The following is a 24,667-nucleotide window of genomic DNA, read 5'->3' as shown; positions in this document are numbered from 1 at the left end:
TCCAGGGTCAATAGCCCTTTTGAGAGCCAGCATGCGCATCGGTGAATTAGCCCAGGCCAGCGCCGTCAGTCGTGACACCTTGCGCTTCTACGAGCAGCGCGGATTGATCGCAGCGCAGCGCAGCGCCAACGGTTATCGCGACTATCCACCGGAAATGGTGCAACTGGTGCTCTATATCAAAACCGCGCAACGCTTGGGATTTACCCTCGGCGAGATCGGTAACAGCGTTGCTGCGTTGTGGAACGCCCCCGATCCGGACAACGCCGTGGCGCAGTTGCTGCGCGACAAACTGCAACTGATCGAAACCCGCATGGGCGAACTCGACGCGCTGCGTCAGGAACTGCAACTTCGCCTCGGTCAGGCCTGTCCATTGAATCCATGATCCTCATTCATCAAGGAAGTCTCTCATGTCTGCAAAAAACGCACTGATCATCGGCGCCTCCCGTGGCCTTGGCCTCGGTCTGGTGAAAACCCTGCTGGCCGACGGCTGGCAAGTCACCGCCACCGTGCGCAATCCTGCCAATGCTCAGGCGCTGGAAGCATTGGGCAAGGTGCGGATCGAGAAGCTCGACATGGACGACCAGCAAGCGGTCATTGCGCTGAGTCAACAGCTCAAAGGCGAAACCTTCGACCTGCTGTTTGTCAACGCCGGGGTCAAAGGCCCGATTGACCAGACCCCGGGCGGCGCGACACTGGCGGAAGTCGGTCAGCTTTTTTTCACCAACGCGGTGGCGCCGATCAATCTGGCTCAGCGTTTTGTCGGGCAGATTCGTGATGGCAGCGGCGTGCTGGCGTTCATGAGTTCCGGGCTCGGCAGCGTGACAGTGGCGGATGCGCCGGAGCTGGCGCTGTACAAGGCTAGCAAGGCTGCGCTGAATTCGATGACCAACAGTTTTGTCACGCAATTGGGCGAGCAGAAGATGACAGTATTGTCGCTGCATCCGGGTTGGGTGAAGACCGATATGGGTGGCGAAGGGGCTGATCTGGATGTGGAAACCAGCACCCGTGGCCTGGTTGATCAGGTGAATGCGTATACCGGCAAGGGCGGGCATCACTTCATCAACTACAAGGGTGAAACGATCCCCTGGTAAACACTGAAGATGCCAATGTGGGAGCGAGCCTGCTCGCGAATGCGGTGTGTCAGACAATGGATATCGACTGATACGACGCCTTCGTCGGAACGCCGCCCGGAGCAGGCTCGCTCCCACAAGGGTTGTGTGGTGAATGGTCGGGTTGGGCTTGCCCGATGCGGCGTTTTGTTTGAAACTGCGCACCTCGTCCCCCGCGGCGACCCTGGATCAGCAGACAGGGCATCACTGAGCTGGCAACCCTGAACCCCATTTTCAGAGGAGCCGGCAACATGCCCGCGACCCGTACCTGGTTAAAAAATCCCCTCGCCATTTTCACCTCCAACGAGCTCGATGCCCGTGGCGGTCTAGTCGTGCAAGACGGTGTCATCGTCGAAGTGCTAGCTGCCGGCCAACAGCCGTCGGCGCCGTGCAATGAAGTCTTTGATGCCCGCGAGCATGTGATCCTGCCGGGCCTGATCAACACCCACCATCACTTCTATCAAACCCTCACCCGTGCCTGGGCGCCGGTGGTCAATCAGCCATTGTTCCCGTGGCTGAAAACCCTGTACCCGGTGTGGGCGCGCCTGACGCCTGAGAAACTCGCGCTCGCCACCAAAGTCGCTTTGGCCGAGCTGCTGCTGTCCGGCTGCACCACCGCTGCCGACCATCACTACCTGTTCCCGGACGGCCTGGAAAACGCCATCGACGTGCAAGTCGAAAGCGTTCGCGAACTGGGCATGCGCGCCATGCTCACTCGCGGCTCGATGAGCCTCGGCGAGAAGGACGGCGGCCTGCCGCCGCAGCAGACCGTGCAGGAAGGTCAGGTGATTCTCGACGACAGTCAGCGCCTGATTCACGAGTACCACGAACGCGGCGACGGCGCGCAGATTCAGATCGCATTGGCACCGTGCTCGCCGTTCTCGGTGACCCCGGAAATCATGTCGGCCAGTGCTGAGTTGGCCAACAAGCTCGACGTGCGTCTGCACACCCACTTGGCCGAAACCCTCGACGAAGAAGATTTCTGCCTACAGCGTTTCGGCCTGCGCACCGTTGATTATCTGGACAGCGTCGGCTGGCTCGGCCCGCGCACCTGGCTGGCCCACGGCATTCATTTCAACCCGGACGAAATCGCTCGCCTGGGTCAGGCTGGCACCGGCATTTGCCATTGCCCGAGTTCGAACATGCGCCTGGCCTCCGGCATTTGCCCGAGTATCGATCTGACTGACGCGGGTGCGTTGTTTGGTCTGGGCGTGGATGGTTCGGCGTCCAACGATGCCTCGAACATGATTCTCGAAGCGCGTCAGGCGCTGTACATCCAGCGCCTGCGTTACGGCGCCGAGAAGATCACTCCGGAACGCGTGCTGGGCTGGGCGACCAAGGGTTCGGCGAGCCTGTTGGGGCGTACCGATATTGGTGAGATTGCCGTGGGCAAGCAGGCAGATCTGGCGTTGTTCAAGCTCGATGAGCTGCGCTTCTCGGGCAGCCATGATCCGATTTCGGCGCTGTTGTTGTGCGGCGCGGATCGGGCGGATCGGGTGATGATTGGAGGCAAGTGGCGCGTGGTGGATGGCCAGGTTGAAGGGCTGGATCTGAAAGGCCTGATTGCCGATCACAGCCAAGCGGCTCGCCAGCTCATCGCCGGTACCTGATCCCCCTCCCCATATGATCGTTCCCACGCTCTGCGTGGGACTGCATCTCGGGACGCTCCGCGTCCCAGCAGCGGACGCAGAGCGTCCATGGCGGCATTCCCACGCGGAGCGTGGGAACGATCAATATCAAAGACCGAGCAGCGACAACATGATGAACGTCGCAAACAGCACAAAGTGCGTCATGCCTTCGATGGCATTGGTCTCGCCGTCATTGAGGTTGATCGCGCTGACGATCAGCGTGATGAAGATCATCACCGTCTGCACCGGCGTCATCGCCATCTGAAACGGTTGACCGGTATACAGCGCCATCGCCTCCATCACCGGCACGGTCAGGATCACCGTCGACAATGACGCGCCCATTGCAATGTTCACCACCGACTGCATACGGTTGGCCAGTGCCGCACGCAACGCAGTCAGAATCTCCGGCGCAGCGGAAATCGCCGCCACCAGAATCGCCGTGATCACCGGCGGCGCGCCCGTGCCTTCCAGGCCCAGATCGAGGGTCTTCGACATCACCTCGGCGAGTGCGCCAATCACCACCACACCGAACACCAGAATGCCGATCGACAATGCGAGGCTGACCGGTTTCGGCTCCTCCTCGACGGGTTCTTTCTTGCGGCGTTTGTCCGGGTAGCTGTAGCTGAAAAAGTAACTGTGCGGGCCGACCTGCATGCGCAGGAACAGCGCATAAAGCACCACCATCGCACCGATGGTGAACGCCGAATAAATCTTCCAGTTGGCCTCGGGAATAAACTCCGGCACCACCATCGATACGCCCATGGCGGTGAGGATCATCACGCTGTAGCTGCGCGCCGAGTCATCGTTATAGGACTGCTCGCCGTGCTTGATCCCGCCCATCAGCGCGGCGAGGCCGAGGATGCCGTTGATGTCGAGCATGACCGCCGAATAGATGGTGTCGCGCACCAAAGTAGCCGAGGCTTCGTTGCTCATCATGATCGCGAGGATCACCACTTCCACCAGCACGGCGGCGAGGGTGAGGATCATCGTGCCGTAGGGATCGCCGACTTTTTCCGCGAGCAATTCGGCCTGATGAGCGACGCGCATCGAGGCGGCGACAATGAAGGCGATCAGCACTAATCCGCCGATCAGCGCAACGATCTGGCCGCTGTGCAGCAGCCAGTGTTCCAGCGGATAGGCGACGCACGCGGCGATGACGGCCAGCAGCAGAAAGCTTTCTTGCTTGAGGATCGAGAGCATGGCGGGCCTTTTTGCCGAAGAGAACGAATGAGCTACTGACTGCGGGGCGGCGCTAACGTTTCGTTACACCTTAGCGCACCAGCGAATGGCAGCTAGTTCGGCAGGTGCCCTTTTATTGGCCTTACCGGCTCCTTCGCGAGCAAGCTCGCTCCCACAGGTGACCGCATTTCAATGTGGGAGCGAGCTTGCTCGCGAAGGCCGCGCCTCGGTTCTGGATTGTTTGTTGTCTTGTTGGTCAGCAATTTGCATTGGCCCTGTCCACACACAACAAAATGGAGTTCGAGTTCATGCAAATACGTCCGCTGCACAAACTGCTGTGCGCCGCCCTCGGTCTGGGGATCAGCCTGAGCGCCAGCGCTGCCGATCCGCTGAAGGTCGGTTTCGTCTACATCGGTCCGATTGGTGACCACGGCTGGACGTATCAGCATGAGCAGGGGCGCAAGGCACTCGCGGAAAAATTCGGCAATCAGATCACCACCAACTACGTCGAGAACGTCGCCGAGGGTGCCGACGCCGAGCGGGTGATCCGCAACATGGCCAAGGACAAGTACGACCTGATCTTCACCACCTCTTTCGGCTACATGAACCCGACGCTGAAAGTCGCCAAGCAATTCCCCAAGGTGACCTTCGAACACGCCACCGGCTACAAACAGGACAAGAACCTCGGCACCTATCTGGCGCGCACTTACGAGGGGCGCTACGTCGGCGGCTTCCTCGCCGCGAAGATGACCAAGACCAAGAAGATCGGTTACGTCGCTTCGTTCCCGATCCCCGAGGTGATCCGCGATATCAACTCGATCCAATTGGCCTTGAACAAGTACAACCCCGGCACCGAGATCAAGGTTGTGTGGGTCAACTCGTGGTTTGATCCGGGCAAGGAAGCCGACGCGGCCAACGCGCTGATCGATCAGGGCGTCGACGTGGTGTTCCAGCACACCGACAGCCCGGCGCCGATTCAAGCCGCCGAACGTCGTGGCGTGTACGCGGTGGGTTACGCCTCGGACATGGCGCACTTCGGGCCGAAAGCGGTGCTGACCTCGATCGTCAACGACTGGGCGCCGCACTATATTCAGGCGACGCAAAGCGTGATCGATCACACCTGGAAATCGCAGGATTACTGGGGCGGGTTGAAGGAAGGCACGGTTGAACTGCCGATCAGCGATCTGGTGCCAGCGCCGGTGAAAGCCGAGGCCGAGCAGATCATTGCCGACATCAAGAGCGGTGCGTTTCAACCGTTTACCGGGCCGATCAAGGATCAGGCCGGGGTCGAGAAAATCCCCGCAGGCGTGAGCGCGACGAATGCGGAACTGGCGTCGATGAACTATTACGTTGAAGGCATGAAGGCGGAGATGCCGAAGTAATCTACCTGACCCCGATCGTTCCCACGCTCTGCGTGGGAATGCCGCCCGGGACGCTCCGCGTCCCTGCTGAAAGCGGACGCAGAGCGTCCATTGAGGCATTCCCACGCGGAGCGTGGGAACGATCTCCCGTACTTTTCAAGGATTGCGTATGGATCAGCTTCCGATCATCGATATCAGCCCGCTCTATAGCGACAATGAAAACGCTTGGCCAGCCGTCGCCGAGCAGATCGACCACGCCTGCCGCGAATGGGGTTTCTTCTACATCAAGGGCCACCCAATCGCAGCGCAGCGCATCGACGAAGTCCTCGATCAGACTCAACGTTTTTTTGCTCTGCCCGCAGCAGAAAAACTCAAGATCGACATCACCCAGACCCGCCACCATCGCGGCTACGGCGCCATCGCCACCGAGCAACTCGACCCGAACAAACCCAGCGACCTCAAAGAAACCTTCGACATGGGCCTGCACCTGCCAGCCAACCATCCTGATGTGCTCGCGGAAAAACCGTTGCGCGGGCCGAACCGGCATCCGGCGCAAACCGGATGGGCTGAGTTGATGGAGCAGCACTACCTCGACATGCAGGCCCTCGCGCAAACCCTGCTACGGGCAATGACCCTCGCTCTCGACATCGAGCGCGACTTCTTCGACAGCCGCTTCGTCGACCCGGTCAGCGTCCTGCGCATGATCCATTACCCACCGCGCCACACCGCCAGCTCCGCCGAGCAGCAAGGCGCCGGCGCGCACACCGATTACGGCTGCATCACCCTGCTCTATCAGGACAGCGCCGGTGGCTTGCAGGTCAAGAATGTGCGGGGCGAATGGATCGATGCGCCGCCCATCGACGGCACCTTCGTGGTCAACCTCGGCGACATGATGGCGCGCTGGAGCAACGACCGTTATCGCTCGACCCCGCACCGGGTGATCAGCCCGCTGGGCGTGGATCGCTACTCGATGCCGTTCTTCGCCGAGCCGCACCCGGACACCCGCATCGAATGCCTGCCCGGTTGCCAGGACGCGCAGCATCCGGCGAAATATCCGACCACCACCTGCGCCGAATTCCTGCTGTCGCGCTTCGCCGATACCTACGCCTATCGCCGCGAACAGGAAGCGGTGTGATGGATCGCTTGGTCAGGTTTTGCCAATTGTTTCGGCGCGCATCTGTAGAATGCCGTCATTGCACCTGATGAGAAAAGAATATGTACGACTGGCTCAACGCCTTGCCCAAGGCTGAACTGCACCTGCACCTGGAAGGCTCGCTGGAGCCCGAGCTGCTGTTCGCCCTGGCCGAACGCAACAAGATCGCCCTGCCGTGGAACGACGTGGAAACCCTGCGCCAGGCTTACGCCTTCAACAACCTGCAGGAATTCCTCGACCTGTATTACCAGGGCGCCGACGTGCTGCGCACTTCGCAGGACTTCTACGACCTGACCTGGGCGTACCTGCTGCGCTGCAAAGCGCAGAACGTGATTCACACCGAACCGTTCTTCGACCCGCAGACTCACACCGATCGGGGCATTCCATTCGAAGTGGTGCTCAACGGCATCGCCGCCGCGCTGAAGGATGGCGAGCAGCAACTGGGCATCACCAGCGGTTTGATCCTCAGCTTTCTGCGCCACCTGAGCGAAGAAGAAGCCGAGAAAACCCTTGATCAAGCGCTGCCGTTCCGTGATGCGTTTGTCGCAGTCGGTCTGGACAGTTCCGAGATGGGTCACCCGCCGAGCAAGTTCCAGCGCGTGTTCGACCGTGCCCGCCACGAAGGCTTCCTCACCGTTGCCCATGCTGGCGAAGAAGGCCCGCCGGAGTACATCTGGGAAGCCATCGACCTGCTGAAAATCCAACGCATCGACCATGGCGTACGCGCCATCGAAGACGAGCGTTTGATGCAGCGGATCATCGACGAGCAAATCCCGCTGACCGTGTGCCCGCTGTCGAACACCAAGCTTTGCGTGTTCGATCACATGTCGCAGCACAACATTCTCGACATGCTCGAGCGTGGTGTGAAGGTCACGGTGAATTCCGATGACCCGGCGTACTTCGGTGGTTATGTGACCGAGAACTTCTACGCGCTGCATGAGCACTTGGGCATGACCCAGGATCAGGCCAAGCGCCTGGCGCAGAACAGCCTGGATGCGCGTCTGGTAAAACCATAAGCCACACCGCCCCCCCCTGTGGGAGCGAGCTTGCTCGCGAATACGGTCTGTCATTCAACGAAGTTGTTGTTTGATACACCGCTTTCGCGAGCAAGCTCGCTCCCACAGTTGGTTTAGGGGTCAGCCAATAACTTCTGCTTCGGTCAATTCTTCCAGGGTCTTACCCCGCGTCTCCATCCCGAACAGCCACACCACCCCCGCCGCTATCGCAAAGCACGCCGCGCCCAGCGCAAACACCCCGCCCTGCCCGGTTATCGGGAACACCAACCCGGTCACCAACGGCCCGAGCAGCGAACCCACCCGCCCGATCGCCGAAGCAAAGCCCGAGCCTGTCGCCCGTGCCGACGTCGGATACAGTTCCGGCGTGTAGGTGTAAAGCACCGCCCACATGCCGAACAGAAAAAACTGCATCAACAGCCCGGTGCCGATCAGCAGCGCCACGTTGCCGCCAAACACCGCACTCTGCCCGTACAGAAACGCCATCACCCCGCCGCCGAGCAACGTGACGATGCACACCGGTTTGCGTCCCCAGCGCTCGACCAGCCACGCAGCCATGAGAAATCCGGGAATCCCGCCCAGGGAAATCAGCACCGTGTAATACACCGACTGCGTCACGGCAAAACCCGACTGTTGCAGCAAGGCACTGAGCCACGACGTCAGCCCATAAAACCCCAGTAGCGCAAAGAACCACAGACTCCAGATCATCGTGGTGCGCTGGCGATACTGCGGCGACCAGATCTGCTTGAGCGCGGCAAAGAAATCGCCCGGCGGGGTCACGGTGCGCGGCAAGCGCAACGGTTCCGGCAACGCCGCACCGCCCAGCGACAAACGCACCCGCGCCTCGATGCCGTTCAACACCTTGTCTGCTGCCTCATACTTTCCAGCCTGTTCCAGCCAGCGCGGTGACTCGGGAATGAAAAAGCGGATCGCCAGCACAAACACCGCTGGCACGGCCAACACCAGAAAGATATCGCGCCAGCCAATCAGCGGCAGCAGGAAGTAAGACAGTACGCCGGCCGCCACGAAACCCAGCGGCCAGAAGCCATCCATCAATGCGATGTAGCGCCCACGTCGTTTGGCAGGAATCAGCTCGGACAGCATCGACTGGGCGATGGGAAATTCCATGCCCATACCGATTCCCAACAGAATGCGGAACAACGTCAGCGTCTCGACCGTTTGCGCGGTCGAGCACAGATAACTGGCCACGCCCCACAAGACGATGCTCCACTGAAACACCGGTTTGCGTCCGAAGCGATCGGCGAGCATGCCGGACAGCGATGCCCCCAGCACCATGCCGAAAAAACTCGAACTGGCGAGCAGCCCCGCTTGCGCACTGCTCAGGCCGAACTCGGCTTTGATCGAGCCAAGCAGGAACGTCATCATCGCCAGATCCATGGAGTCGAAGAAAAACGCCAGGGCGATGATGATGAAAATGATCCGGTGATAACCGCTGACTGGCAGTCGTTCCAAGCGTTCTGCCGCACTGTAGCCGTGAGTGTCCATGCCGCCTCCCCCATCCGAAATGTCCCCGGATCGAGTGTGCGTGATAGTGCCTCGGCGTTCGTGCTGGATGCGACCTGTTCGCAGTCGTGGACGACGCCCGTAGCGATGAAGCAGTTCCGGACGTCAATGGCAAGGCGCTCTACAACGCCATTTCCAGCTCGGTCTCCCTGGCGAATCGATGCAATTCCCGTTGGCCGGTGGCCGTCAATTGCAAGGCTCGAGAGTCGTTGGGCAGCGTCAGCCAGCCGGACTGCATGAACAACTGCAACAGTGCGGCGCCGAGTGAGCCCCCCATGTGCGGACGACGTTCGCTCCAGTCCGGACAGGCACATGCCACCTGCACGTTGCGATGGGCCAGCGCCTGAATGAACACGCCACGGCCCGCCAAGCGTTTCGCACCTTTGTGGGTCACCACGACGCGTTGTTCAAGCTGTTCGATCCAGCCGGCATCGAGCAACCGTTGATACAGATCCGCCGCCAGCGTACCGCCGAGATGGTCATCGCAAAAACGCGCGCGCAACAACGAGGACGGCGCGGTTTGCGGTTTGGCCATGGGGGTGGTGCGTTTGAAGACCTCGGGAATTTCCCGTGGAGCACTGGCAATGGTGGCGCTGGCCAATGCTTCTATCGCAGCGCCGACCTCCGGTGCCGAGAGACGGAAAAAGCGTTTGCGACCACGGACTTCGACCTTCAACAGACCACCCGTGGATAGCCGTGCCAGATGCGCACTGGCCGACGACGGCGACAGCCCTGCCAGTAGCGCAAGCTCCTCGGTTTGCCGGGCCGAGCCATCCATCAACGCCCACATCATCGCGCTGCGCTTGGGGTCGGCCAGCAACGTGGCGATCTGGCTGATGCAAGGTGCATGTTCCATGTGTTCACTCCCTGTTGAATCGTATCGTCTACTGCTCGGAGACATCTTGGCCGGTAATGAGTCATCGGCCAAGACGCGAAAATCGCCATGAACCGGGGCGAGGCAAGCCACTGACGCAGCCTGCTCCGGCACAGAACCCGCAGCAGTTGCGCGACCGTCACTCGAATACTGGCGACGCGGTGCGAGGGTCTCCGGGCCGGGGTGTCGGTGCTGGCATGAGGCGGGCGCTAGTATAAGCGGGTTAGCCCGCGCGTCCCGCGCCGGGGCCTGCGCAGGTGGTGATTGTTCCTGACAGAAATTTCTCTATTTAGCTGCGACTAATGATCAACTTTCGGAAAAACGGGAAATTGACTACTCAAATCAGCGCATCGGCTGGCGAGCATGTCCCTCAGAAGGTTCACCGGCTTACTCAATTGAGCGCGATGGGCGCACAACAAATTCAGCGGTGCGCGCTCACAGAGCAGCTCCGGCAACAGTACTTTGAGACGCCCGGCGAGCACATCAGCGCCCACGTCCAGCCACGACTTGTAGGCAATTCCGGCGCCGGCCAGCGCCCACAGACGCACGACGTCGGCGTCATCGCTGAAACGGTCGCCACTGACGGTCAGGCCGACTTCACGTTTGCCATCGTGAAAACTCCAGTGGTCATGAATCCGGCTACCGAGCATGTACAACAGGCAGTTGTGCTGGGCCAGTTGTTCGAGTTGGCGCGGTTCGCCGTGTCGGGCCAGATACGCCGGCGAGGCACACAACACGCGGCGGTTTTGCGCGGCGATGGGCAAAGCCACCAGGCTTGAGTCTTCCGGCTCGCCATAGCGCAAGGCGATGTCCACCGGTTGACGAAACAGATCGGCGATACGATCGCCGAGCAACAAGCGCACGGTCAGCTTCGGGTGCTCGCGCTGGAACTCGTCGAGCCATGGCAGCAGCAGATTGCGACCGAAATCCGACGGCGCCGACAACTGCAAGACCCCGCTGACCTGATCCTGGCCACTGGCGAGCAGGCGCCGACCTTCATCGAGATTACTCAGCGCCGCCCGTGCGTATTCGAGAAAACCTTCGCCTTCGGCCGTCAGGCGCAAGCTGCGGGTCGAACGCGCCAGCAGCCGCGCGCCGAGCTGCTGTTCAATTCGCTTCAACGCCGCACTGGCCACAGCTGCGGACATGTCCATCACTCGCGCTGCCGCCGACAGGCTGCCCAGATCCGCCGCCCGGACAAATAACTGCAAATCATCGAAACGCAGCATGCTCAGCCTCGATTATCAAAAAAATATTGAAAGAGACTGCTCTTTTAGCCGGTTTTATCTCGCAGAGAAATAGCCAATCATCTCTCTATCGCATTCATCCCGCTGCTCTGGAGCCGAGCATGTCCCAGCCCTTCACCGCAATCGCCACCCTGATCGCCAAACCCGGCCAACAGGACCTTCTCGAACAGGGCTTGCGCGCCCTGGTTGAGCCGAGCCGCGCCGAAGACGGTTGCAGCCAATACGACTTGCACCGCGACCTCGCCGACCCGCAGGTGTTTTATGTGATCGAGCACTGGGCCAGCGAAGCGGTGCTTGAGGCGCACAACGCCAGCGCACACTTTCAGAACTTCCAGGCCACTGCCGGCCACACCATCGAACACTTCCAGCTCAAACGCCTTGGCGCGATTGCCTGATTTCTTCTTCTATCAACTGTACGGAGTCCTTCATGAAAGCCATCGCCTATTACGCTTCCCTGCCGATCAGCGACGCAAAATCCCTGCAAGACATCGAACTGCCAGAACCGGTAGCCGGCCCGCGCGACCTGCTGGTGGAAGTCAAAGCCATTTCGGTCAACCCGGTCGACACCAAAGTGCGGCAGAACGTGGCACCGGAAAACGGCGCGGCGAAGGTGCTGGGCTGGGACGTTGCCGGTGTGGTCAAGGCTGTCGGCAGTGAGGTGACGTTGTTCAAGGCCGGCGACAAGGTCTTCTACGCCGGCTCCATCGCCCGTGCCGGTGGCAACAGTGAACTGCACGTGGTGGATGAGCGCATTGTCGGCCATATGCCGAAATCCCTCGGTTTCGCCGAGGCCGCCGCGCTGCCGCTTACCGCGATCACCGCGTGGGAGTTGCTGTTCGAGCGCCTGCAAATCCGCGAAGGCAAAACCACAGAAGACCAGAGTCTGCTGATCGTCGGCGCGGCCGGCGGGGTTGGCTCGATCCTCACGCAACTGGCCAGGCAACTGACCGGCCTGAAAGTCATCGGCACCGCTTCCCGCGAGCAGACCCGCGACTGGGTCAAAGAGCTGGGCGCCGACCTGGTGATCGATCACAGCCAGCCGCTGAGTGAAGAACTGAAACGCGCCGGCATCGATAACGTCACCCACGTCGCCAGCCTGACCCAGACCGATCAGCATCTGGATCAACTGGTTGAAGCCCTGGCGCCGCAAGGCAAACTGGCGCTGATCGATGATCCGAAATCACTGGATATCAGCAAACTCAAGCGCAAGAGCCTGTCGCTGCACTGGGAATTCATGTACACCCGCTCGCTGTTCGAGACGCCGGACATGATCGAGCAGCACAACCTGCTCAACCGCGTGGCCGAGCTGATTGATGCCGGGACGTTGAAGACCACGGTGGGCGAGCATTTCGGCACGATCAATGCGGCGAACCTGCGTCGCGCCCATGAGCTGCTGGAAAGCGGCAAAGCCAAGGGGAAAATTGTTTTAGAAGGTTTCTAAAAAACCGCACAGCGCAGCCGCCGCCGAACCTAGAGCGTTCGGCGGCGGCTGCGCAGTTTTTTGCCGTCAGTCCGATGCTTGACCGTTGTCACAATTGCGATCGTATTCAGGACTACAATCGAAGCCTCTGCGATACATCTTTTACGCAAGGGAGGTCAGCAATGAAGATCCTGATAAAAGAAGTGGCAAAGTCTCAATGGCAGGTTCGTCTGGACCAACACGCCGTGACATTCCGCAGTGAAGCCGAAGCACTGGCCTTCACCCGCACCCTCGAAGCGCGACTTTGCGCGCCCCACCAGATTCCCGACCGCAGCCAGCAGCGCGCTGCCGGCTGAGGTTTTTTATGCCTCGGCCTGAGCTTGCGCCAGAGCCCGGGCATTCTGCAGACGGCGGGTGAGCAGCGCCACGCACACCACCAGCAAACCGCAAATACTGATGACGATCGCCATCGGTACCGCCGTGCCGTCGTGCAACACCCCCACCAACGCCGAAGCGCCAGCGGCGACGCTGAATTGCATGCAGCCGAGCAGCGCCGAGGCACTGCCGGCGCGCGCGCCCTGCCCGTTCATGGCGCAGGCTGCTGCGTTGGGGCTGATGCAACCCAGGCTCGATACGCAGATAAACAATGGGATCAGCAGCGGCCACAAGGATTCGGTGTGCATCGCGCTGACCGCAAGCAGCGTCAGCCCGGCAGCGAAATAAACCCACACCGCCCGCGACAGCAGGAATGCCGGACCTCGCTTGGCCAACAGCCGTGCGTTGACCTGCGCCACCAGAATGAACCCCGCCGCGTTGGTGCCGAACAGCCAGCCGAAATGCTCGGCTGGCACGCCATACAGCTTGATGAAGATGAACGGCGAGCCGGCGATGTAAGCGAACATCCCGGCGATGGCGATGCCACCGGTCAGGGCATGGCCGAGATAAACCCGATCCTTGAGCAGGCGCCCGTACTGACGCAGTGCGCCGGACAACGGCTGACGCGGCATGTGCGCCGGCATGCTTTCCGGCAGACCCAGCGCCACGGCCAATCCGGCCAAGGCACTGAATCCGGTCAACACCAGGAAGATCGACTGCCAGCCTGTGGTGTTGACCAGCAGACCGCCGAGCATCGGCGCCAGAATCGGCGCCAGGCCCATCACCAGCATCAATTGCGAAAAGACTTTCGCCGAGCCCACCGCGTCGCACTTGTCGCTGACCACCGCCCGGGAAATCACCATCCCCGCACAGCCGCCCAACGCCTGGACGAAACGTGCGCCGATCAGCCATTCCAGGTTTGGCGCATAAGCGCAGGCCAGCGACGCCAGGGTGAACAGCGCAAGCCCGACGAGCAACGGGATGCGTCGGCCAAAGCGATCTGCCACTGGGCCATAAAGCAACTGACCGATGGACAGGCCGGCGAAATATGCCGCCAACGTCATCTGCACGTGTTTCTCGTCGGTGCCGAAGGCCAGCGCCATCGAGGGAAAGGCAGGTAAATAGAAGTCGATCGCCAAGGGCCCGAAGGCGGTCAAGGCACCGAGAATCAGAATGGTACGGAAGTTCATCAGGCATCCAGGTTGGCAAGTCGGCAGCCCGACAGTCTAGCCGTGCCCGGACGCCTTGAACATTCCGATAGCTCGCTAACTATAAAACTTCAGACGAGTTTCACTGCGTAGCCTTCTTCGCTGATGACCTCAATCACTTGTTCGGCGCTCAGCGTACTTTCCACGCCGACTTCTTTGGCGGCCAGATCAACCCGCACACTGGCCGCCGGATCTTTGGCCTGCACAGCGTTGGTGATGGCTTTGACGCAGTGACCGCAGGACATGCCTTGAACGTTGAACACTTGCATGGAATGACTCCTTTGAGTGAGGTTGCCGGCAGTCTCGAGCTTGCCACGATGGCAAGGTCAAGTTCTTGAATAAGCTGCCGGGCTGGCAATCGGTGCCGCGCTCGGCCAAGCTGCGTACATCTATGACTCGATTCAGGAGATTCAGCCATGCGCTGGTCAGTTTTCAGCCTGTTTGGCTTTCTCAGCCTCTTCGCCGCCGTTCCTCAAGTGCAAGCTGCCGGAGAGGATTACGGGGTTCTGATCATTTCCCGCGAGCGCCTGGAAGTGGCAACCTCCTGCGAAATCGGTGTGTATATCCAGGATCAGCTTTCGGCGCGCCTGTTTCAGGAACAGAGCACGTCTTTCAACCTGCCACCGGGCACTGTATCGCTGCGTCTGAAACTGCTGCCGGGGCAAGTACCGGGTTGCAATCCAGGCTTGCTCGCACCGGGCTCGCAGGAAATAAAACTGCAAGCGGGCGATGTGCAGAAGTACCGGATAGCGATGACACAGGAAGGCATGTACCTGAAGCGCGCCGATCTCGGCTATTAAGCAAATCCAGACCTGTGGGAGCGAGCCTGCTCGCGAATTTGGTGTGTCATTCAGCGATGATGTTGACTGACCCACCGCTTTCGCGAGCGGGCTCGCTCCCACAGTTGCTTTTGCCACTCATCAAAGAATGGCGCTTGACCTTGCCCGCATGGCAAGGTTGATCCTTGTAGGCATCTACTACAGGGAGTACGACCGATGTCCGATTCCATCACGTTCGATCTGCCGATTGCCGGCATGACCTGCGCCAGTTGCGCTGGCCGTGTCGAGCGGGCGTTGAGCAAAGTCAGCGGCGCCAGTGCCGTCAGCGTTAACCTCGCCACCGAGCAGGCCCGCGTGCAGGCGCCCGGCGACAGCTTGCCGGCGTTGATGGAGGCGGTTGAACGCGCCGGTTACAGCGTCCCGCAGCAAACAATTGAACTGAATATTGAAGGCATGACCTGCGCCTCCTGCATCGGTCGTGTCGAGCGTGCCCTGAACAAAGTTCCCGGGGTGAAAAACGTCAGCGTCAATCTCGCCAACGAACGCGCGCACCTCGATCTGCTTGGTCAGGTCGATCCACAAAGCCTGATCGAAGCCGTAGAAAAGGCCGGCTATTCCGCCAGCATCTGGCAAGCCGAACACCCGCAAACCGATAATCAGCAACAGCGCCTCAAGCATGAACGCTGGGCGCTGATCTGCGCCATCGCCCTGGCCCTGCCGTTGGTGGCGCCGATGTTGCTGCAACCGTTCGGCATTCACTGGATGCTGCCGGCTTGGGCGCAATTCGCCCTTGCCACGCCCGTGCAGTTCATTTTCGGTGCACGCTTTTATGTGGCGGCGTGGAAAGCCGTGCGCGCTGGTGCCGGCAATATGGATTTGCTGGTCGCCCTCGGCACCAGCGCCGGTTACGGTCTGAGTCTTTACGAATGGGCCACCGCCTCCGGGCGCATGCCGCATCTGTACTTCGAAGCGTCGGCGGTGGTCATCGCTTTGGTACTGCTCGGCAAATACCTGGAAAGCCGCGCCAAACGCCAGACCGCCAGCGCCATCCGCGCCCTCGAGGCGTTACGCCCGGAACGGGCCATTCAAGTGATCGACGGCCGCGAGCAGGATGTCGCCATCAGCGCGTTGCGCCTGAACGATCTGGTGCTGGTCAAACCCGGCGAACGCTTCCCGGTCGACGGCGAAGTGATCGAAGGCCAGAGCCACGCCGATGAAGCACTGATCAGCGGCGAAAGCCTGCCGGTGCCGAAACAACCGGGCGACAAAGTCACCGGTGGCGCGATCAATGGTGAAGGCCGCTTGCTGGTGCGCACTCAGGCGCTCGGTGCGGAAACCGTGCTGGCGCGGATCATTCGTCTTGTCGAGGACGCTCAAGCTGCCAAGGCACCGATCCAGAAACTGGTGGATAAGGTCAGCCAGATCTTCGTGCCGACCGTGTTGCTGATTGCCTTGGCAACACTGATCGGCTGGTGGCTCTACGGCGCCCCGATCGAAACCGCGCTGATCAATGCCGTCGCTGTTCTGGTCATCGCTTGCCCCTGCGCGCTCGGTCTGGCCACGCCAACAGCAATCATGGCCGGCACTGGCGTGGCTGCGCGCCACGGCATTCTGATCAAGGACGCCGAAGCCCTGGAACGCGCCCATGAAGTCAGCAGCGTGGTCTTCGACAAGACCGGCACGCTGACCTCTGGCACGCCGCGTATCGCCCATTTCAGTGCAGTGGATGGTGATGAAGACACCTTGCTGAAGCTGGCCGGCGCACTGCAACGCGGCAGCGAACATCCGTTGGCCAAAGCGGTGCTGGATGCGGCAGCTGAGCGAGGCCTGAACGTGCCGGATGTCAGCGACAGTCAATCGCTGACCGGTCGTGGCATCGCCGGCAATCTCGATGGACGACGTCTGGCGCTGGGCAATCGGCGCATGCTTGAGGAAAGTGCTTTGAGCGCCGGCAACCTGAGCCAATCTGCCCAAGCCTGGGAAGCCGAAGGCCGCACCCTGTCATGGCTGATCGAGCAAACCCCTGAGCCGAAGGTGCTCGGTTTATTCGCCTTCGGTGACACCCTGAAACCCGGCGCACTGGAAGCCGTGCAACAACTTGCCGCCCGGGATATCCACAGCCATTTGCTGACCGGCGACAACCGCGGCAGCGCTCGTGTGGTCGCCGAAGCGCTGGGCATCCGCAATGTCCACGCCGAAGTGCTGCCGGCGGACAAAGCCGCGACCGTCAGCGAGCTGAAAAAAACCGGCGTGGTCGCGATGGTCGGTGACGGCATCAACGACGCCCCGGCCCTCGCCGCTGCCGACATCGGCATCGCCATGGGCGGTGGCACCGACGTCGCCATGCACGCGGCGGGCATCACCCTGATGCGCGGCGATCCACGGCTGGTGCCGGCGGCGCTGGAAATCAGCCGCAAGACTTACGCGAAGATCCGCCAGAACCTGTTCTGGGCCTTCGTCTACAACCTGATCGGCATTCCGCTGGCGGCGTTCGGCTTCCTCAACCCGGTGCTGGCCGGCGCAGCGATGGCGCTGTCGAGCGTCAGTGTGGTGAGCAATGCGCTACTGTTGAAAACCTGGAAACCCAAGGATCTGGAGGAGCACCGATGAACATCGGTCAAGCGGCCAAAAACAGCGGCCTGAGCGCGAAAATGATCCGCTACTACGAGTCGATCGGCCTGCTCAAAGCGGCCCATCGCACCGACAGCGGTTACCGGGTCTACGGCGACGATGACCTGCACACGCTGGCATTTATCAAGCGCTCGCGGGACCTGGGCTTTTCGCTGGAAGAGGTCGGCAAACTGCTGACCCTCTGGCAGGATCGCCAACGTGCCAGTGCCGATGTGAAGGCATTGGCCCGCCAGCACATCGACGAGTTGAATCAGAAGATTCGCGAACTCGGCGAGTTGCGCGACACCCTGCAAGACCTGGTCGAGCATTGTAACGGCGACCATCGCCCCGACTGCCCGATCCTCAAGGAGTTGGCGTCGGGCTGCTGCGCGCAACCCGCCCGCGCTTGAGCGCCAGTCCTTTCACCAGCAACAAGGTACTGAGCGGAATGCCGTGGAAGAGCATGACCACGGCACCCGGCGTCCACCATCCGTAGAACGGTGCGGCGATCAGCATGCCGATGCCAAAACCGGTCATTTGCAGCAAAGTCAGAAAGCTGAATACCGGCAGGCGCAAATGCTCGGGCTCACGTTGCAGACGCGACATCAGCCCGACTTCGGAAAAGCCGTCGCCCAACCCCGCGGGCAAGGAAAACAGCAGCAGTCCGTAGAGGCTGTGTTGCTGGAACATCAGGATGAAGCCGCAGGACATCAGCGCCACGCCGAAGAAAAACCGTCGTTCAAGGTTGATGTTGTCCGAACCCTTGAGGCGACTGGCGATTCGCGCACCCAGCAGTTTGCCGCTGGCCCACACCGCGAGCATCAGGCCTAGCGTGGTGCTCGCCGACTCCGGTGTCAGCAGCTTGGAAATAATCGGAAAGCCGACGTTGTGCGCAGCGCTGCCCAAGGTGTCGGCCATGGTCACTGCAAGCATCGCAGCAATCACCGGCGTAGCACGCAGGCCCTGCTTGAGCGCTGTCCATTCGCCGCGATCAGGTTCGTCGTTGACGGTCGCCGGTTCGAACCGCAGCGGCACAATCAATAATGCTGCCAGCAGGTAAGTCAGCGCATTCAGGGCGAACACCGTTTCAAAACCAAAACCCGCCACCAGCAAACCCGACACCAGGCTGCCACCGACCATTGCGGCGGATGAAGCCGAGGTGATCCAGGCATTGGCCTTGAGCAATTGATCGGCGCGAATCAAACGCGGCAACTGGCTGTTAAGACCTATGGCGAACATCGAATTGCCCAGACCCAGACCGAAGGCGATCACCGGCAACAGCAAGGCCTGCTGGCTGACGGGCACAATCAACAGCAAACCCAGCACGCTGGCGCGCAGCAGGTCGAACGCGATCAGCGGTGCGCGGCCACTGCAGCGGCGGTAAAACGCGGTGCCGATCAGACTGGCAACAATCCCGCCGCCCACGCGACTGGCGAGAAAGATCCCGACGCTCATGGCGCTGTTGCTTAGCAGGTAAACGTAGGTGGCCAGCGCGACCATGTTGAGGAAGGCGCCGAAATCGGAGATCAGGCGGGCGGTGACGATCAGGTGGGTGTTGCGGGGGGTAGTCACATTCAGTCCTTGAGTGTGGTTGGAGCGGTGGACAGTAGACGTGAAATTGCGTTGATCCGAAAGAGGCCCTCACCCTAACCCTCTCCCAGGGGGAGAGGGGACTGATTGGGGGATGCTGTGGAGATACGCCGACCTGAAATTTCTTTACCGAATCCAGACAGGTCCAAATGCTGACCTCATCCAATCCATAATCGACCCGGTGTTTCAGGTCGATGTATGACGCAAGACACTTCGGTTGGCCCCCTCTCCCTCTGGGAGAGGGCTGGGGTGAGGGGCTTCTGGGCTTCCAAGCATTCTGATCCAAACAAAAAACCCGGCCGAAGCCGGGTTTCCTGTCAAACAATCACTGCATCCACGGTGGCGGCGGTGGCTCGTCAGACTTGCCTTTCGGCTCGTCGTCCGCCGCACGGATGGCCTGCTTGCGTTCCTCGTCGAGGCGCGCCGCTTCGATCTCGCGCAACACCCCGCCAACATCGGCCAGGTCCTCCGGATCATCGAATTCACCGGTCAGCACGCTAGCTGGATGCAAGGTGCCGGCTTCGTACAACGCCCACATTTCCTTCGCGTACTTGGTCGTCTTCAACTCCGGGGCAAAGCGGCCGAAGTACGAAGCCATGTTACCGACATCACGCTCCAGCATGCTGAACGCGTGGTTGTTGCCAGCAGCGTCGACGGCTTGCGGCAGGTCGATGATGACCGGGCCGGTCGGCGTCAGCAGCACGTTGAACTCCGAGAGGTCACCGTGCACCAGACCGGTACACAACATCAGCACGATCTGCGAAATCAGGAACGCGTGATACTCACGCGCCTGATCCGGCTCCAGCACCACGTCATTCAGACGCGGCGCGGCGTCGCCGAACTCATCGGCCACCAGCTCCATCAACAGCACGCCGTCGAGGAAGTCGTACGGTTTGGGCACCCGCACCCCGGCACCGGCCAGACGGAACAGCGCCGCCACTTCGGCGTTCTGCCAGGCATCTTCGGTCTCTTTGCGACCGAACTTGGAGCCTTTCGCCATCGCGCGAGCCTGTCGGCTGTTGCGCACCTTGCGGCCTTCCTGATACTCGGCCGCCTGGCGGAAACTGCGTTTGTTCGCCTCCTTGTAGACCTTTGCGCAACGTAACTGATTGCCGCAGCGCACCACATAAACAGCTGCTTCTTTACCACTCATCAGTGGGCGCAGCACTTCGTCGACCAGACCGTCCTCGATCAGGGGTTCAATGCGTTTTGGAGTCTTCATCAGCTTTTATTGTGGGTCCTTTATTACCAAACACGCGAATGTCACTCGTTATACGGCAATCCTCGCATTACGGGGAGGGGTTGCCGACCTGTGAACCTGTGAATGCACACACTGTGCCGAAAAATTGCCCGCTGCGAATCATAGCTGAGCCGCCCTTGAATGTTGGTATCGGCCGTTGAGGGCATTTGCGACAGAATCTGACATCTGCGGTTTTAGCCCTTTTACCCTCACCCCAGCCCTCTCCCCGAGGGAGAGGGGGCCGACCGAGGTGTCTGGCGTTATACATCGACCTGAAATACCGCGTCGATTATGGATTCGGTGACGCACGTTCAGGTCGGCGTATCTCTCAAACATCCCCCAATCAGTCCCCTCTCCCTTTGGGCGGTCCGACGTTTCGGGAGGGTTAGGCGGGCGGCGTTCCGATGAGGGGCTGTTCTAGCGTTCGATAATGGCAGTGACGCCCTGCCCACCCGCCGCGCAAATCGAAATCAGCCCGCGCCCCTTGCCTGCCGCATCCAGCAGCTTCGCCAAATTGGCGACGATACGCCCGCCAGTCGCGGCAAACGGATGACCCGCCGCCAGCGAACTGCCCTTTACATTGAGTCGGCTACGATCAATCGAACCCAACGGCGCATCCAGGCCCAAGCGGGTTTTGCAGTATTCGGGATCTTCCCAGGCCTTGAGCGTGCACAGCACCTGCGCAGCAAACGCTTCATGAATTTCGTAGTAGTCAAAGTCCTGCAAGGTCAGGCCATTGCGCGCCAGCAACCTTGGTACGGCATACACCGGTGCCATCAGCAGCCCTTCGGCGCCATTGACGAAATCCACTGCCGCCGCTTCGCCATCGCGCAGATACGCGAGGATCGGCAAGCCACGCTCTTTGGCCCACTCTTCGCTGCCGAGCAGCACCACGGAGGCGCCATCGGTGAGTGGCGTGGAATTGCCTGCCGTCAGCGTGCCTTTCGCGCTTTTTTCGAACGCTGGTTTCAACGTTGCGAGTTTTTCCAGGGTCAGGTCCGGACGCAGGTTGTTGTCGCGGGTCAAGCCGAGAAACGGCGTCATCAAGTCGTTGTGCCAGCCTTCGCTGTAGGACGCGGCGAGTTTGTGGTGGCTTTCGAGGGCCAGCTGATCCTGATCTTCGCGGGCGATGTTCCAGGTCTGCGCCATCAGCTCACAGTGCTGGCCCATCGACAGGCCGGTACGCGGTTCGCCGTTGCGCGGAAATTCCGGGATCAGGTGTTTGGGCCGCAGTTGCAGAAAGGTTTTCAGCTTGTCGCCGGTGGTCTTGGCGCGGTTGGCTTGCAGAAGGATTTTGCGCAGACCTTCGCTGACGCTGATCGGCGCATCCGACGTGGTGTCGACGCCGCCAGCGATGCCACACTCGATCTGGCCGAGGGCGATCTTGTTCGCCACCAGGATCGCGGCTTCAAGCCCTGTGCCGCAGGCTTGTTGAATATCGTAAGCGGGCGTGGCCGGAGACAGACGCGAGCCGAGGACGCACTCACGGGTCAGATTCATATCTCGTGACAATTTCAGCACCGCACCCGCCACCACCTCGCCAATGCGCTGGCCGTGGAGGTTGTAGCGTTCGATCAGGCCTTCGAGGGCGGCGGTGAGCATCGCCTGATTGCTGGCCGTGGCGTACGGCCCGTTGGAACGGGCGAAAGGGATACGGTTACCGCCGATGATCGCGACGCGGCGCAGCTGACTCATGAATGACTCCTTAGAAAAGTTCGGGTTGAAACAATCCCTGTGGGAGCGAGCTTGCTCGCGAAGGGGGCGGCACATTCATCACTTTTACCGACTGATACGACGCCTTCGCGAGCAAGCTCGCTCCCACAGGGTCCGCGCATGTCTGCAAGACCTGCTAAACCTCAGTGTCTAGCGTAGGCCTTATTGCGTGGATCGAACGATTGATTGCCATCGGCAGTCCACACTTTGAACCCCAACTTCTGGAGAGCGTTCCATGTCTGACCGCTATATCGACTTCGCCAACTCGTCCATCGGCCATCGTCTGGTCGGGGCGTTGGGACTGCCGTCGCCGGTGCGACTGGAACGCTGGCAGGCCGGACGCCTGCGGCCGGTGGAAGGTGCGCTGCTGATCGGCGGCGGGCCATTGGCCGAGCGCATCAGCGCCTTTGCCAACCGTTTGACCGACGGCATTTACCGCTACGGCGAACAACCGGCGACAGCCACCGAATGGATTCCCGGCCACGGCCCGAAACTCAAAGCGGTGGTGTTCGACGCCAGCGACTTGCAGCACACCGACCAGCTCAAACAGCTGCGCGAATTCTTCCAGCCGTTGATGAAGAACCTTGAACACAGCGCGCACCTGGTGATTCTTGGCCGCGCGCCGGAATCCCTCAGTGATCCGTTTGCCGCCAGTGCGCAACGAGCGCTGGAAGGGTTTTCCCGTTCGCTGGCCAAGGAACTGCGCAGCGGCGGCACGCTGCAACTGATCTACGTTGGCGAAGGTGCTGAAGATCAGCTGGAAGGCCCGCTGCGGTTTTTCCTCTCGCCGAAAAGTGCGTTCGTGTCCGGCCAGGTGATTCGTCTGACGGCTTGTGCGACGCCAGTAACTGACTGGACACGCCCGTTGGCCGGGCGCAAGGCGCTGGTCACTGGCGCAGCTCGCGGTATCGGCGCATCGATTGCCGAAACCCTGGCTCGTGACGGCGCCGAGGTGATCCTGCTCGACGTACCGCCGGCGAAGACCGATCTGGAAGCCCTCGCCGCCCGCCTCGGTGGCCGCGCGATTACCCTGGATATCTGCGCCGCCGACGCCGCTGCGCAACTGATCGAACAATTGCCCGATGGCCTCGACATTCTGGTGCACAACGCCGGCATCACCCGCGACAAAACCCTGGCCAATATGACCCCGGAATTCTGGGACGCGGTGCTGGCGGTCAACCTCAATGCGCCGCAAGTGCTGACCAAAGCGCTGCTCGACAGCGGCACGCTGCACGATGATGCGCGGGTCATTCTGCTGGCCTCGATCAGCGGCATTGCCGGTAATCGCGGGCAAACCAATTACGCCGCGAGCAAGGCCGGACTGATCGGGCTGGCGCAAGCCTGGGCGCCGACGCTGCTGGAACGCGGTATCAGCATCAATGCCGTTGCGCCCGGTTTTATCGAGACGCAGATGACTGCACACATTCCGTTCGGCCTGCGTGAGGCGGGCCGGCGTATGAGTTCCCTCGGTCAGGGCGGCTTGCCGCAAGACGTCGCCGAGGCCGTCGCGTGGCTGGCGCAGCCGGGCACCGGCGCATTTACCGGGCAGGCGCTGCGGGTCTGTGGACAAAGTGTTCTGGGGGCTTAGGCATGAGCATCGAATGGCACACGCTGGATCGCGAACCGAGTCTGCCGGGGCTGTATGCACGGGCGGCGACGCGACGCAAAATCACCGGCACGCAATTGCCCGACAGCGGTTTGCGCTGTTGGGTCGATGTCGATGGCAAACGCTTGTCGGCTTATCGCAAGGTTTGCGGATTCGTCGATGACGGTCTGTTGCCGCCGACCTATCCGCATATCCTCGCCTTCGCGTTGCAGATGCAGTTGCTCACTGCCAAAGAATTTCCGTTTCCACTGCTGGGGCTGATTCACCTGAGCAACCGCATTCGCGTGTTGCGCCCGATGGGCGGGATCGGTCGGGCGCAAGTGAGTGTGCGCGTGACGAATCTGCAAGCGCATCCCAAAGGTGCGACGTTCGATTTGCTGACCACACTGGATGATCAACTCGGACCATTGTGGGAAGCCGAAAGCCAGATGCTCTGTCGTGGCGTGAAGCTTGAGGGCGAGGCTGTCGAGCAGAACTGGCAGCCCGCGCAGTCGCTGGTGGAAGTGGCGCACTGGAAAGCTCCAACGGATATCGGTCGGCAGTACGCCAAAGTGTCCGGCGACTACAACCCGATCCATCTGAGTGCAGCGAGTGCCAAGCTGTTCGGTTTTCCAACGGCCATTGCCCATGGTTTGTGGAACAAGGCACGCACACTTGCGGCGCTGAACGATCACTTGCCCAAGGCCAACTTCGAGATCGCCGTGCACTTTCGCAAACCGGTACGTCTGCCCAGTGAAGTGACGTTGCTGGCGAGTGCGGCGGGGTCCAGTGGTGAGTTGCGCCTGATCGGTGCGCAAGACCTGGAACATATGGTCGGGCAGTGGCAACCGATTGCCTGAGCCCTCGGGACACCGTTAATTGTGTGTATATAACTTAAGTTTTCCCCAGCCTTTGCCGCTTCGCCAAAAAAACCGGGCCTTGATTATCAAGGCCTTTTTTTGCGCGGCTATATCCTGAGTATTACTCCTTATGCACTGCACTACGCCTTATATATAAAGGCGTTAATACCAACTTGAGAATGGTCGCCAACCTGCTTCT

General features: G+C 60.8%; 23 protein-coding genes. 14 read left to right on the top strand and 9 right to left on the bottom strand.

The features are described 5' to 3' along the window. Positions 1 to 31 precede the first annotated feature (31 nt). The 3 genes from ACZZ0G_RS15315 (at position 32) to ACZZ0G_RS15305 (ending at position 2,719) form a co-directional block, all read left to right on the top strand. The gene (locus tag ACZZ0G_RS15315; protein ID WP_463556688.1) at positions 32 to 382 is read left to right on the top strand and encodes a MerR family transcriptional regulator; all 351 of its coding nucleotides are present in this window, start codon (positions 32 to 34) and stop codon (positions 380 to 382) included. Between the two features lie 25 nt (positions 383 to 407). After that, positions 408 to 1,091: an SDR family oxidoreductase gene (locus tag ACZZ0G_RS15310; protein ID WP_463556687.1), complete on the top strand. Its 684-nt coding sequence runs from the start codon at positions 408 to 410 to the stop codon at positions 1,089 to 1,091. Between the two features lie 269 nt (positions 1,092 to 1,360). Beyond that, positions 1,361 to 2,719 (top strand): 8-oxoguanine deaminase, encoded by a 1,359-nt coding sequence (locus tag ACZZ0G_RS15305; RefSeq protein ID WP_064387749.1) that lies wholly within the window; start codon positions 1,361 to 1,363, stop codon positions 2,717 to 2,719. A 126-nt stretch (positions 2,720 to 2,845) separates the two neighbouring features. On the opposite strand, the gene ACZZ0G_RS15300 is transcribed toward ACZZ0G_RS15305, so the two are convergent. Then, entirely contained in the window at positions 2,846 to 3,937 is a 1,092-nt protein-coding gene (locus ACZZ0G_RS15300) for a calcium:cation antiporter (RefSeq protein ID WP_463556686.1), read from the bottom strand. A 287-nt stretch (positions 3,938 to 4,224) separates the two neighbouring features. Here ACZZ0G_RS15300 and ACZZ0G_RS15295 point away from each other — a divergent pair, with 287 nt between their 5' ends. The 3 genes from ACZZ0G_RS15295 to ACZZ0G_RS15285 all read left to right on the top strand — a co-directional run bounded on the left by ACZZ0G_RS15295 (position 4,225) and on the right by ACZZ0G_RS15285 (position 7,446). Next, positions 4,225 to 5,298, top strand: coding sequence for a BMP family ABC transporter substrate-binding protein (locus ACZZ0G_RS15295; RefSeq protein WP_105709456.1), 1,074 nt, complete (start codon positions 4,225 to 4,227; stop codon positions 5,296 to 5,298). 148 nt (positions 5,299 to 5,446) lie between these two features. After that, positions 5,447 to 6,412, top strand: a complete 966-nt coding sequence (locus tag ACZZ0G_RS15290) for a 2-oxoglutarate and iron-dependent oxygenase domain-containing protein (protein ID WP_463556685.1) — start codon at positions 5,447 to 5,449, stop codon at positions 6,410 to 6,412. A gap of 80 nt (positions 6,413 to 6,492) precedes the next feature. Continuing rightward, positions 6,493 to 7,446, top strand: a complete 954-nt coding sequence (locus ACZZ0G_RS15285) for an adenosine deaminase (RefSeq protein WP_463397785.1) — start codon at positions 6,493 to 6,495, stop codon at positions 7,444 to 7,446. Positions 7,447 to 7,566: 120 nt separating this feature from the next. Here ACZZ0G_RS15285 and ACZZ0G_RS15280 read toward each other — a convergent pair whose 3' ends face one another. The 3 genes from ACZZ0G_RS15280 to ACZZ0G_RS15270 form a co-directional block, all read right to left on the bottom strand. Then, positions 7,567 to 8,949 (bottom strand): MFS transporter, encoded by a 1,383-nt coding sequence (locus ACZZ0G_RS15280; protein WP_463556684.1) that lies wholly within the window; start codon positions 8,947 to 8,949, stop codon positions 7,567 to 7,569. Positions 8,950 to 9,088: 139 nt separating this feature from the next. Next, on the bottom strand, positions 9,089 to 9,823 hold the full coding sequence (locus ACZZ0G_RS15275; protein WP_122606378.1) for an ArsR/SmtB family transcription factor: 735 nt from the start codon (positions 9,821 to 9,823) through the stop codon (positions 9,089 to 9,091). Positions 9,824 to 10,140: 317 nt separating this feature from the next. After that, complete coding sequence (locus ACZZ0G_RS15270; RefSeq protein WP_463556683.1) at positions 10,141 to 11,070, bottom strand: LysR family transcriptional regulator; 930 nt, start codon at positions 11,068 to 11,070, stop codon at positions 10,141 to 10,143. A gap of 119 nt (positions 11,071 to 11,189) precedes the next feature. On the opposite strand from ACZZ0G_RS15270, the gene ACZZ0G_RS15265 reads away from it, so the two are divergent. The 3 genes from ACZZ0G_RS15265 to ACZZ0G_RS15255 all read left to right on the top strand — a co-directional run bounded on the left by ACZZ0G_RS15265 (position 11,190) and on the right by ACZZ0G_RS15255 (position 12,864). Further along, a complete protein-coding gene (locus tag ACZZ0G_RS15265) occupies positions 11,190 to 11,483 on the top strand; it encodes a putative quinol monooxygenase (protein WP_463556682.1) in 294 nt (97 codons plus the stop codon). Positions 11,484 to 11,515: 32 nt separating this feature from the next. Continuing rightward, positions 11,516 to 12,529 (top strand): zinc-binding alcohol dehydrogenase family protein, encoded by a 1,014-nt coding sequence (locus ACZZ0G_RS15260; protein ID WP_463556681.1) that lies wholly within the window; start codon positions 11,516 to 11,518, stop codon positions 12,527 to 12,529. A gap of 161 nt (positions 12,530 to 12,690) precedes the next feature. Then, positions 12,691 to 12,864 carry a hypothetical protein gene (locus tag ACZZ0G_RS15255; protein WP_007914687.1) on the top strand — a complete coding sequence of 58 codons (174 nt, stop codon included), beginning with the start codon at positions 12,691 to 12,693 and terminating at the stop codon, positions 12,862 to 12,864. A gap of 6 nt (positions 12,865 to 12,870) precedes the next feature. On the opposite strand, the gene ACZZ0G_RS15250 is transcribed toward ACZZ0G_RS15255, so the two are convergent. Together ACZZ0G_RS15250 and ACZZ0G_RS15245 are read right to left on the bottom strand one after the other, a co-directional pair. Then, entirely contained in the window at positions 12,871 to 14,073 is a 1,203-nt protein-coding gene (locus tag ACZZ0G_RS15250) for a multidrug effflux MFS transporter (RefSeq protein WP_463556680.1), read from the bottom strand. A gap of 89 nt (positions 14,074 to 14,162) precedes the next feature. After that, on the bottom strand, positions 14,163 to 14,360 hold the full coding sequence (locus ACZZ0G_RS15245; RefSeq protein ID WP_463556679.1) for a cation transporter: 198 nt from the start codon (positions 14,358 to 14,360) through the stop codon (positions 14,163 to 14,165). A 147-nt stretch (positions 14,361 to 14,507) separates the two neighbouring features. On the opposite strand from ACZZ0G_RS15245, the gene ACZZ0G_RS15240 reads away from it, so the two are divergent. The 3 genes from ACZZ0G_RS15240 (at position 14,508) to cueR (ending at position 17,890) form a co-directional block, all read left to right on the top strand. After that, positions 14,508 to 14,891, top strand: coding sequence for a hypothetical protein (locus ACZZ0G_RS15240; protein WP_463556678.1), 384 nt, complete (start codon positions 14,508 to 14,510; stop codon positions 14,889 to 14,891). Positions 14,892 to 15,086: 195 nt separating this feature from the next. Next, positions 15,087 to 17,480, top strand: a complete 2,394-nt coding sequence (cueA, locus tag ACZZ0G_RS15235; RefSeq protein WP_463556677.1) for a copper resistance metal-translocating P1-type ATPase CueA — start codon at positions 15,087 to 15,089, stop codon at positions 17,478 to 17,480. After that, the gene (cueR, locus tag ACZZ0G_RS15230; RefSeq protein ID WP_463397793.1) at positions 17,477 to 17,890 is read left to right on the top strand and encodes a Cu(I)-responsive transcriptional regulator; all 414 of its coding nucleotides are present in this window, start codon (positions 17,477 to 17,479) and stop codon (positions 17,888 to 17,890) included. Before cueA ends, cueR begins: the two co-directional genes overlap by 4 nt. Here cueR and ACZZ0G_RS15225 read toward each other — a convergent pair. The 3 genes from ACZZ0G_RS15225 to ACZZ0G_RS15215 form a co-directional block, all read right to left on the bottom strand. Beyond that, positions 17,844 to 19,052 (bottom strand): MFS transporter, encoded by a 1,209-nt coding sequence (locus tag ACZZ0G_RS15225; protein WP_463556676.1) that lies wholly within the window; start codon positions 19,050 to 19,052, stop codon positions 17,844 to 17,846. The genes cueR and ACZZ0G_RS15225 overlap by 47 nt on opposite strands. Positions 19,053 to 19,395: 343 nt before the next feature. Next, positions 19,396 to 20,292: a PA4780 family RIO1-like protein kinase gene (locus ACZZ0G_RS15220; RefSeq protein WP_463556675.1), complete on the bottom strand. Its 897-nt coding sequence runs from the start codon at positions 20,290 to 20,292 to the stop codon at positions 19,396 to 19,398. A gap of 435 nt (positions 20,293 to 20,727) precedes the next feature. Then, positions 20,728 to 22,005: an acetyl-CoA C-acetyltransferase gene (locus tag ACZZ0G_RS15215; RefSeq protein WP_463556674.1), complete on the bottom strand. Its 1,278-nt coding sequence runs from the start codon at positions 22,003 to 22,005 to the stop codon at positions 20,728 to 20,730. A gap of 253 nt (positions 22,006 to 22,258) precedes the next feature. Between ACZZ0G_RS15215 and ACZZ0G_RS15210 the strand changes: the two genes are divergently transcribed. After that, entirely contained in the window at positions 22,259 to 23,611 is a 1,353-nt protein-coding gene (locus ACZZ0G_RS15210) for a 3-oxoacyl-ACP reductase (RefSeq protein WP_463556673.1), read from the top strand. Positions 23,612 to 23,613: 2 nt separating this feature from the next. Beyond that, the gene (locus ACZZ0G_RS15205; RefSeq protein ID WP_463556672.1) at positions 23,614 to 24,468 is read left to right on the top strand and encodes a MaoC family dehydratase; all 855 of its coding nucleotides are present in this window, start codon (positions 23,614 to 23,616) and stop codon (positions 24,466 to 24,468) included. Positions 24,469 to 24,667 lie beyond the last annotated feature (199 nt).

This window comes from Pseudomonas sp. AC169 (assembly GCF_979258515.1).
The sequence above is the reverse complement of the archived record's forward strand: the minus strand, read 5'-3'. Positions and strand labels throughout refer to the sequence as shown.

Excerpts from the sequence above, each read along its gene's own strand:
- ACZZ0G_RS15315 (WP_463556688.1), top strand. The coding sequence starts at position 32 with ATGCGCATCGGTGAATTAGCCCAGGCCAGCGCCGTCAGTCGTGACACC.
- ACZZ0G_RS15310 (WP_463556687.1), top strand. The coding sequence starts at position 408 with ATGTCTGCAAAAAACGCACTGATCATCGGCGCCTCCCGTGGCCTTGGC.
- ACZZ0G_RS15305 (WP_064387749.1), top strand. The coding sequence starts at position 1,361 with ATGCCCGCGACCCGTACCTGGTTAAAAAATCCCCTCGCCATTTTCACC.
- ACZZ0G_RS15300 (WP_463556686.1), bottom strand. The coding sequence starts at position 3,937 with ATGCTCTCGATCCTCAAGCAAGAAAGCTTTCTGCTGCTGGCCGTCATC.
- ACZZ0G_RS15295 (WP_105709456.1), top strand. The coding sequence starts at position 4,225 with ATGCAAATACGTCCGCTGCACAAACTGCTGTGCGCCGCCCTCGGTCTG.
- ACZZ0G_RS15290 (WP_463556685.1), top strand. The coding sequence starts at position 5,447 with ATGGATCAGCTTCCGATCATCGATATCAGCCCGCTCTATAGCGACAAT.
- ACZZ0G_RS15285 (WP_463397785.1), top strand. The coding sequence starts at position 6,493 with ATGTACGACTGGCTCAACGCCTTGCCCAAGGCTGAACTGCACCTGCAC.
- ACZZ0G_RS15280 (WP_463556684.1), bottom strand. The coding sequence starts at position 8,949 with ATGGACACTCACGGCTACAGTGCGGCAGAACGCTTGGAACGACTGCCA.
- ACZZ0G_RS15275 (WP_122606378.1), bottom strand. The coding sequence starts at position 9,823 with ATGGAACATGCACCTTGCATCAGCCAGATCGCCACGTTGCTGGCCGAC.
- ACZZ0G_RS15270 (WP_463556683.1), bottom strand. The coding sequence starts at position 11,070 with ATGCTGCGTTTCGATGATTTGCAGTTATTTGTCCGGGCGGCGGATCTG.
- ACZZ0G_RS15265 (WP_463556682.1), top strand. The coding sequence starts at position 11,190 with ATGTCCCAGCCCTTCACCGCAATCGCCACCCTGATCGCCAAACCCGGC.
- ACZZ0G_RS15260 (WP_463556681.1), top strand. The coding sequence starts at position 11,516 with ATGAAAGCCATCGCCTATTACGCTTCCCTGCCGATCAGCGACGCAAAA.
- ACZZ0G_RS15255 (WP_007914687.1), top strand. The coding sequence starts at position 12,691 with ATGAAGATCCTGATAAAAGAAGTGGCAAAGTCTCAATGGCAGGTTCGT.
- ACZZ0G_RS15250 (WP_463556680.1), bottom strand. The coding sequence starts at position 14,073 with ATGAACTTCCGTACCATTCTGATTCTCGGTGCCTTGACCGCCTTCGGG.
- ACZZ0G_RS15245 (WP_463556679.1), bottom strand. The coding sequence starts at position 14,360 with ATGCAAGTGTTCAACGTTCAAGGCATGTCCTGCGGTCACTGCGTCAAA.
- ACZZ0G_RS15240 (WP_463556678.1), top strand. The coding sequence starts at position 14,508 with ATGCGCTGGTCAGTTTTCAGCCTGTTTGGCTTTCTCAGCCTCTTCGCC.
- cueA (WP_463556677.1), top strand. The coding sequence starts at position 15,087 with ATGTCCGATTCCATCACGTTCGATCTGCCGATTGCCGGCATGACCTGC.
- cueR (WP_463397793.1), top strand. The coding sequence starts at position 17,477 with ATGAACATCGGTCAAGCGGCCAAAAACAGCGGCCTGAGCGCGAAAATG.
- ACZZ0G_RS15220 (WP_463556675.1), bottom strand. The coding sequence starts at position 20,292 with ATGAAGACTCCAAAACGCATTGAACCCCTGATCGAGGACGGTCTGGTC.
- ACZZ0G_RS15215 (WP_463556674.1), bottom strand. The coding sequence starts at position 22,005 with ATGAGTCAGCTGCGCCGCGTCGCGATCATCGGCGGTAACCGTATCCCT.
- ACZZ0G_RS15210 (WP_463556673.1), top strand. The coding sequence starts at position 22,259 with ATGTCTGACCGCTATATCGACTTCGCCAACTCGTCCATCGGCCATCGT.
- ACZZ0G_RS15205 (WP_463556672.1), top strand. The coding sequence starts at position 23,614 with ATGAGCATCGAATGGCACACGCTGGATCGCGAACCGAGTCTGCCGGGG.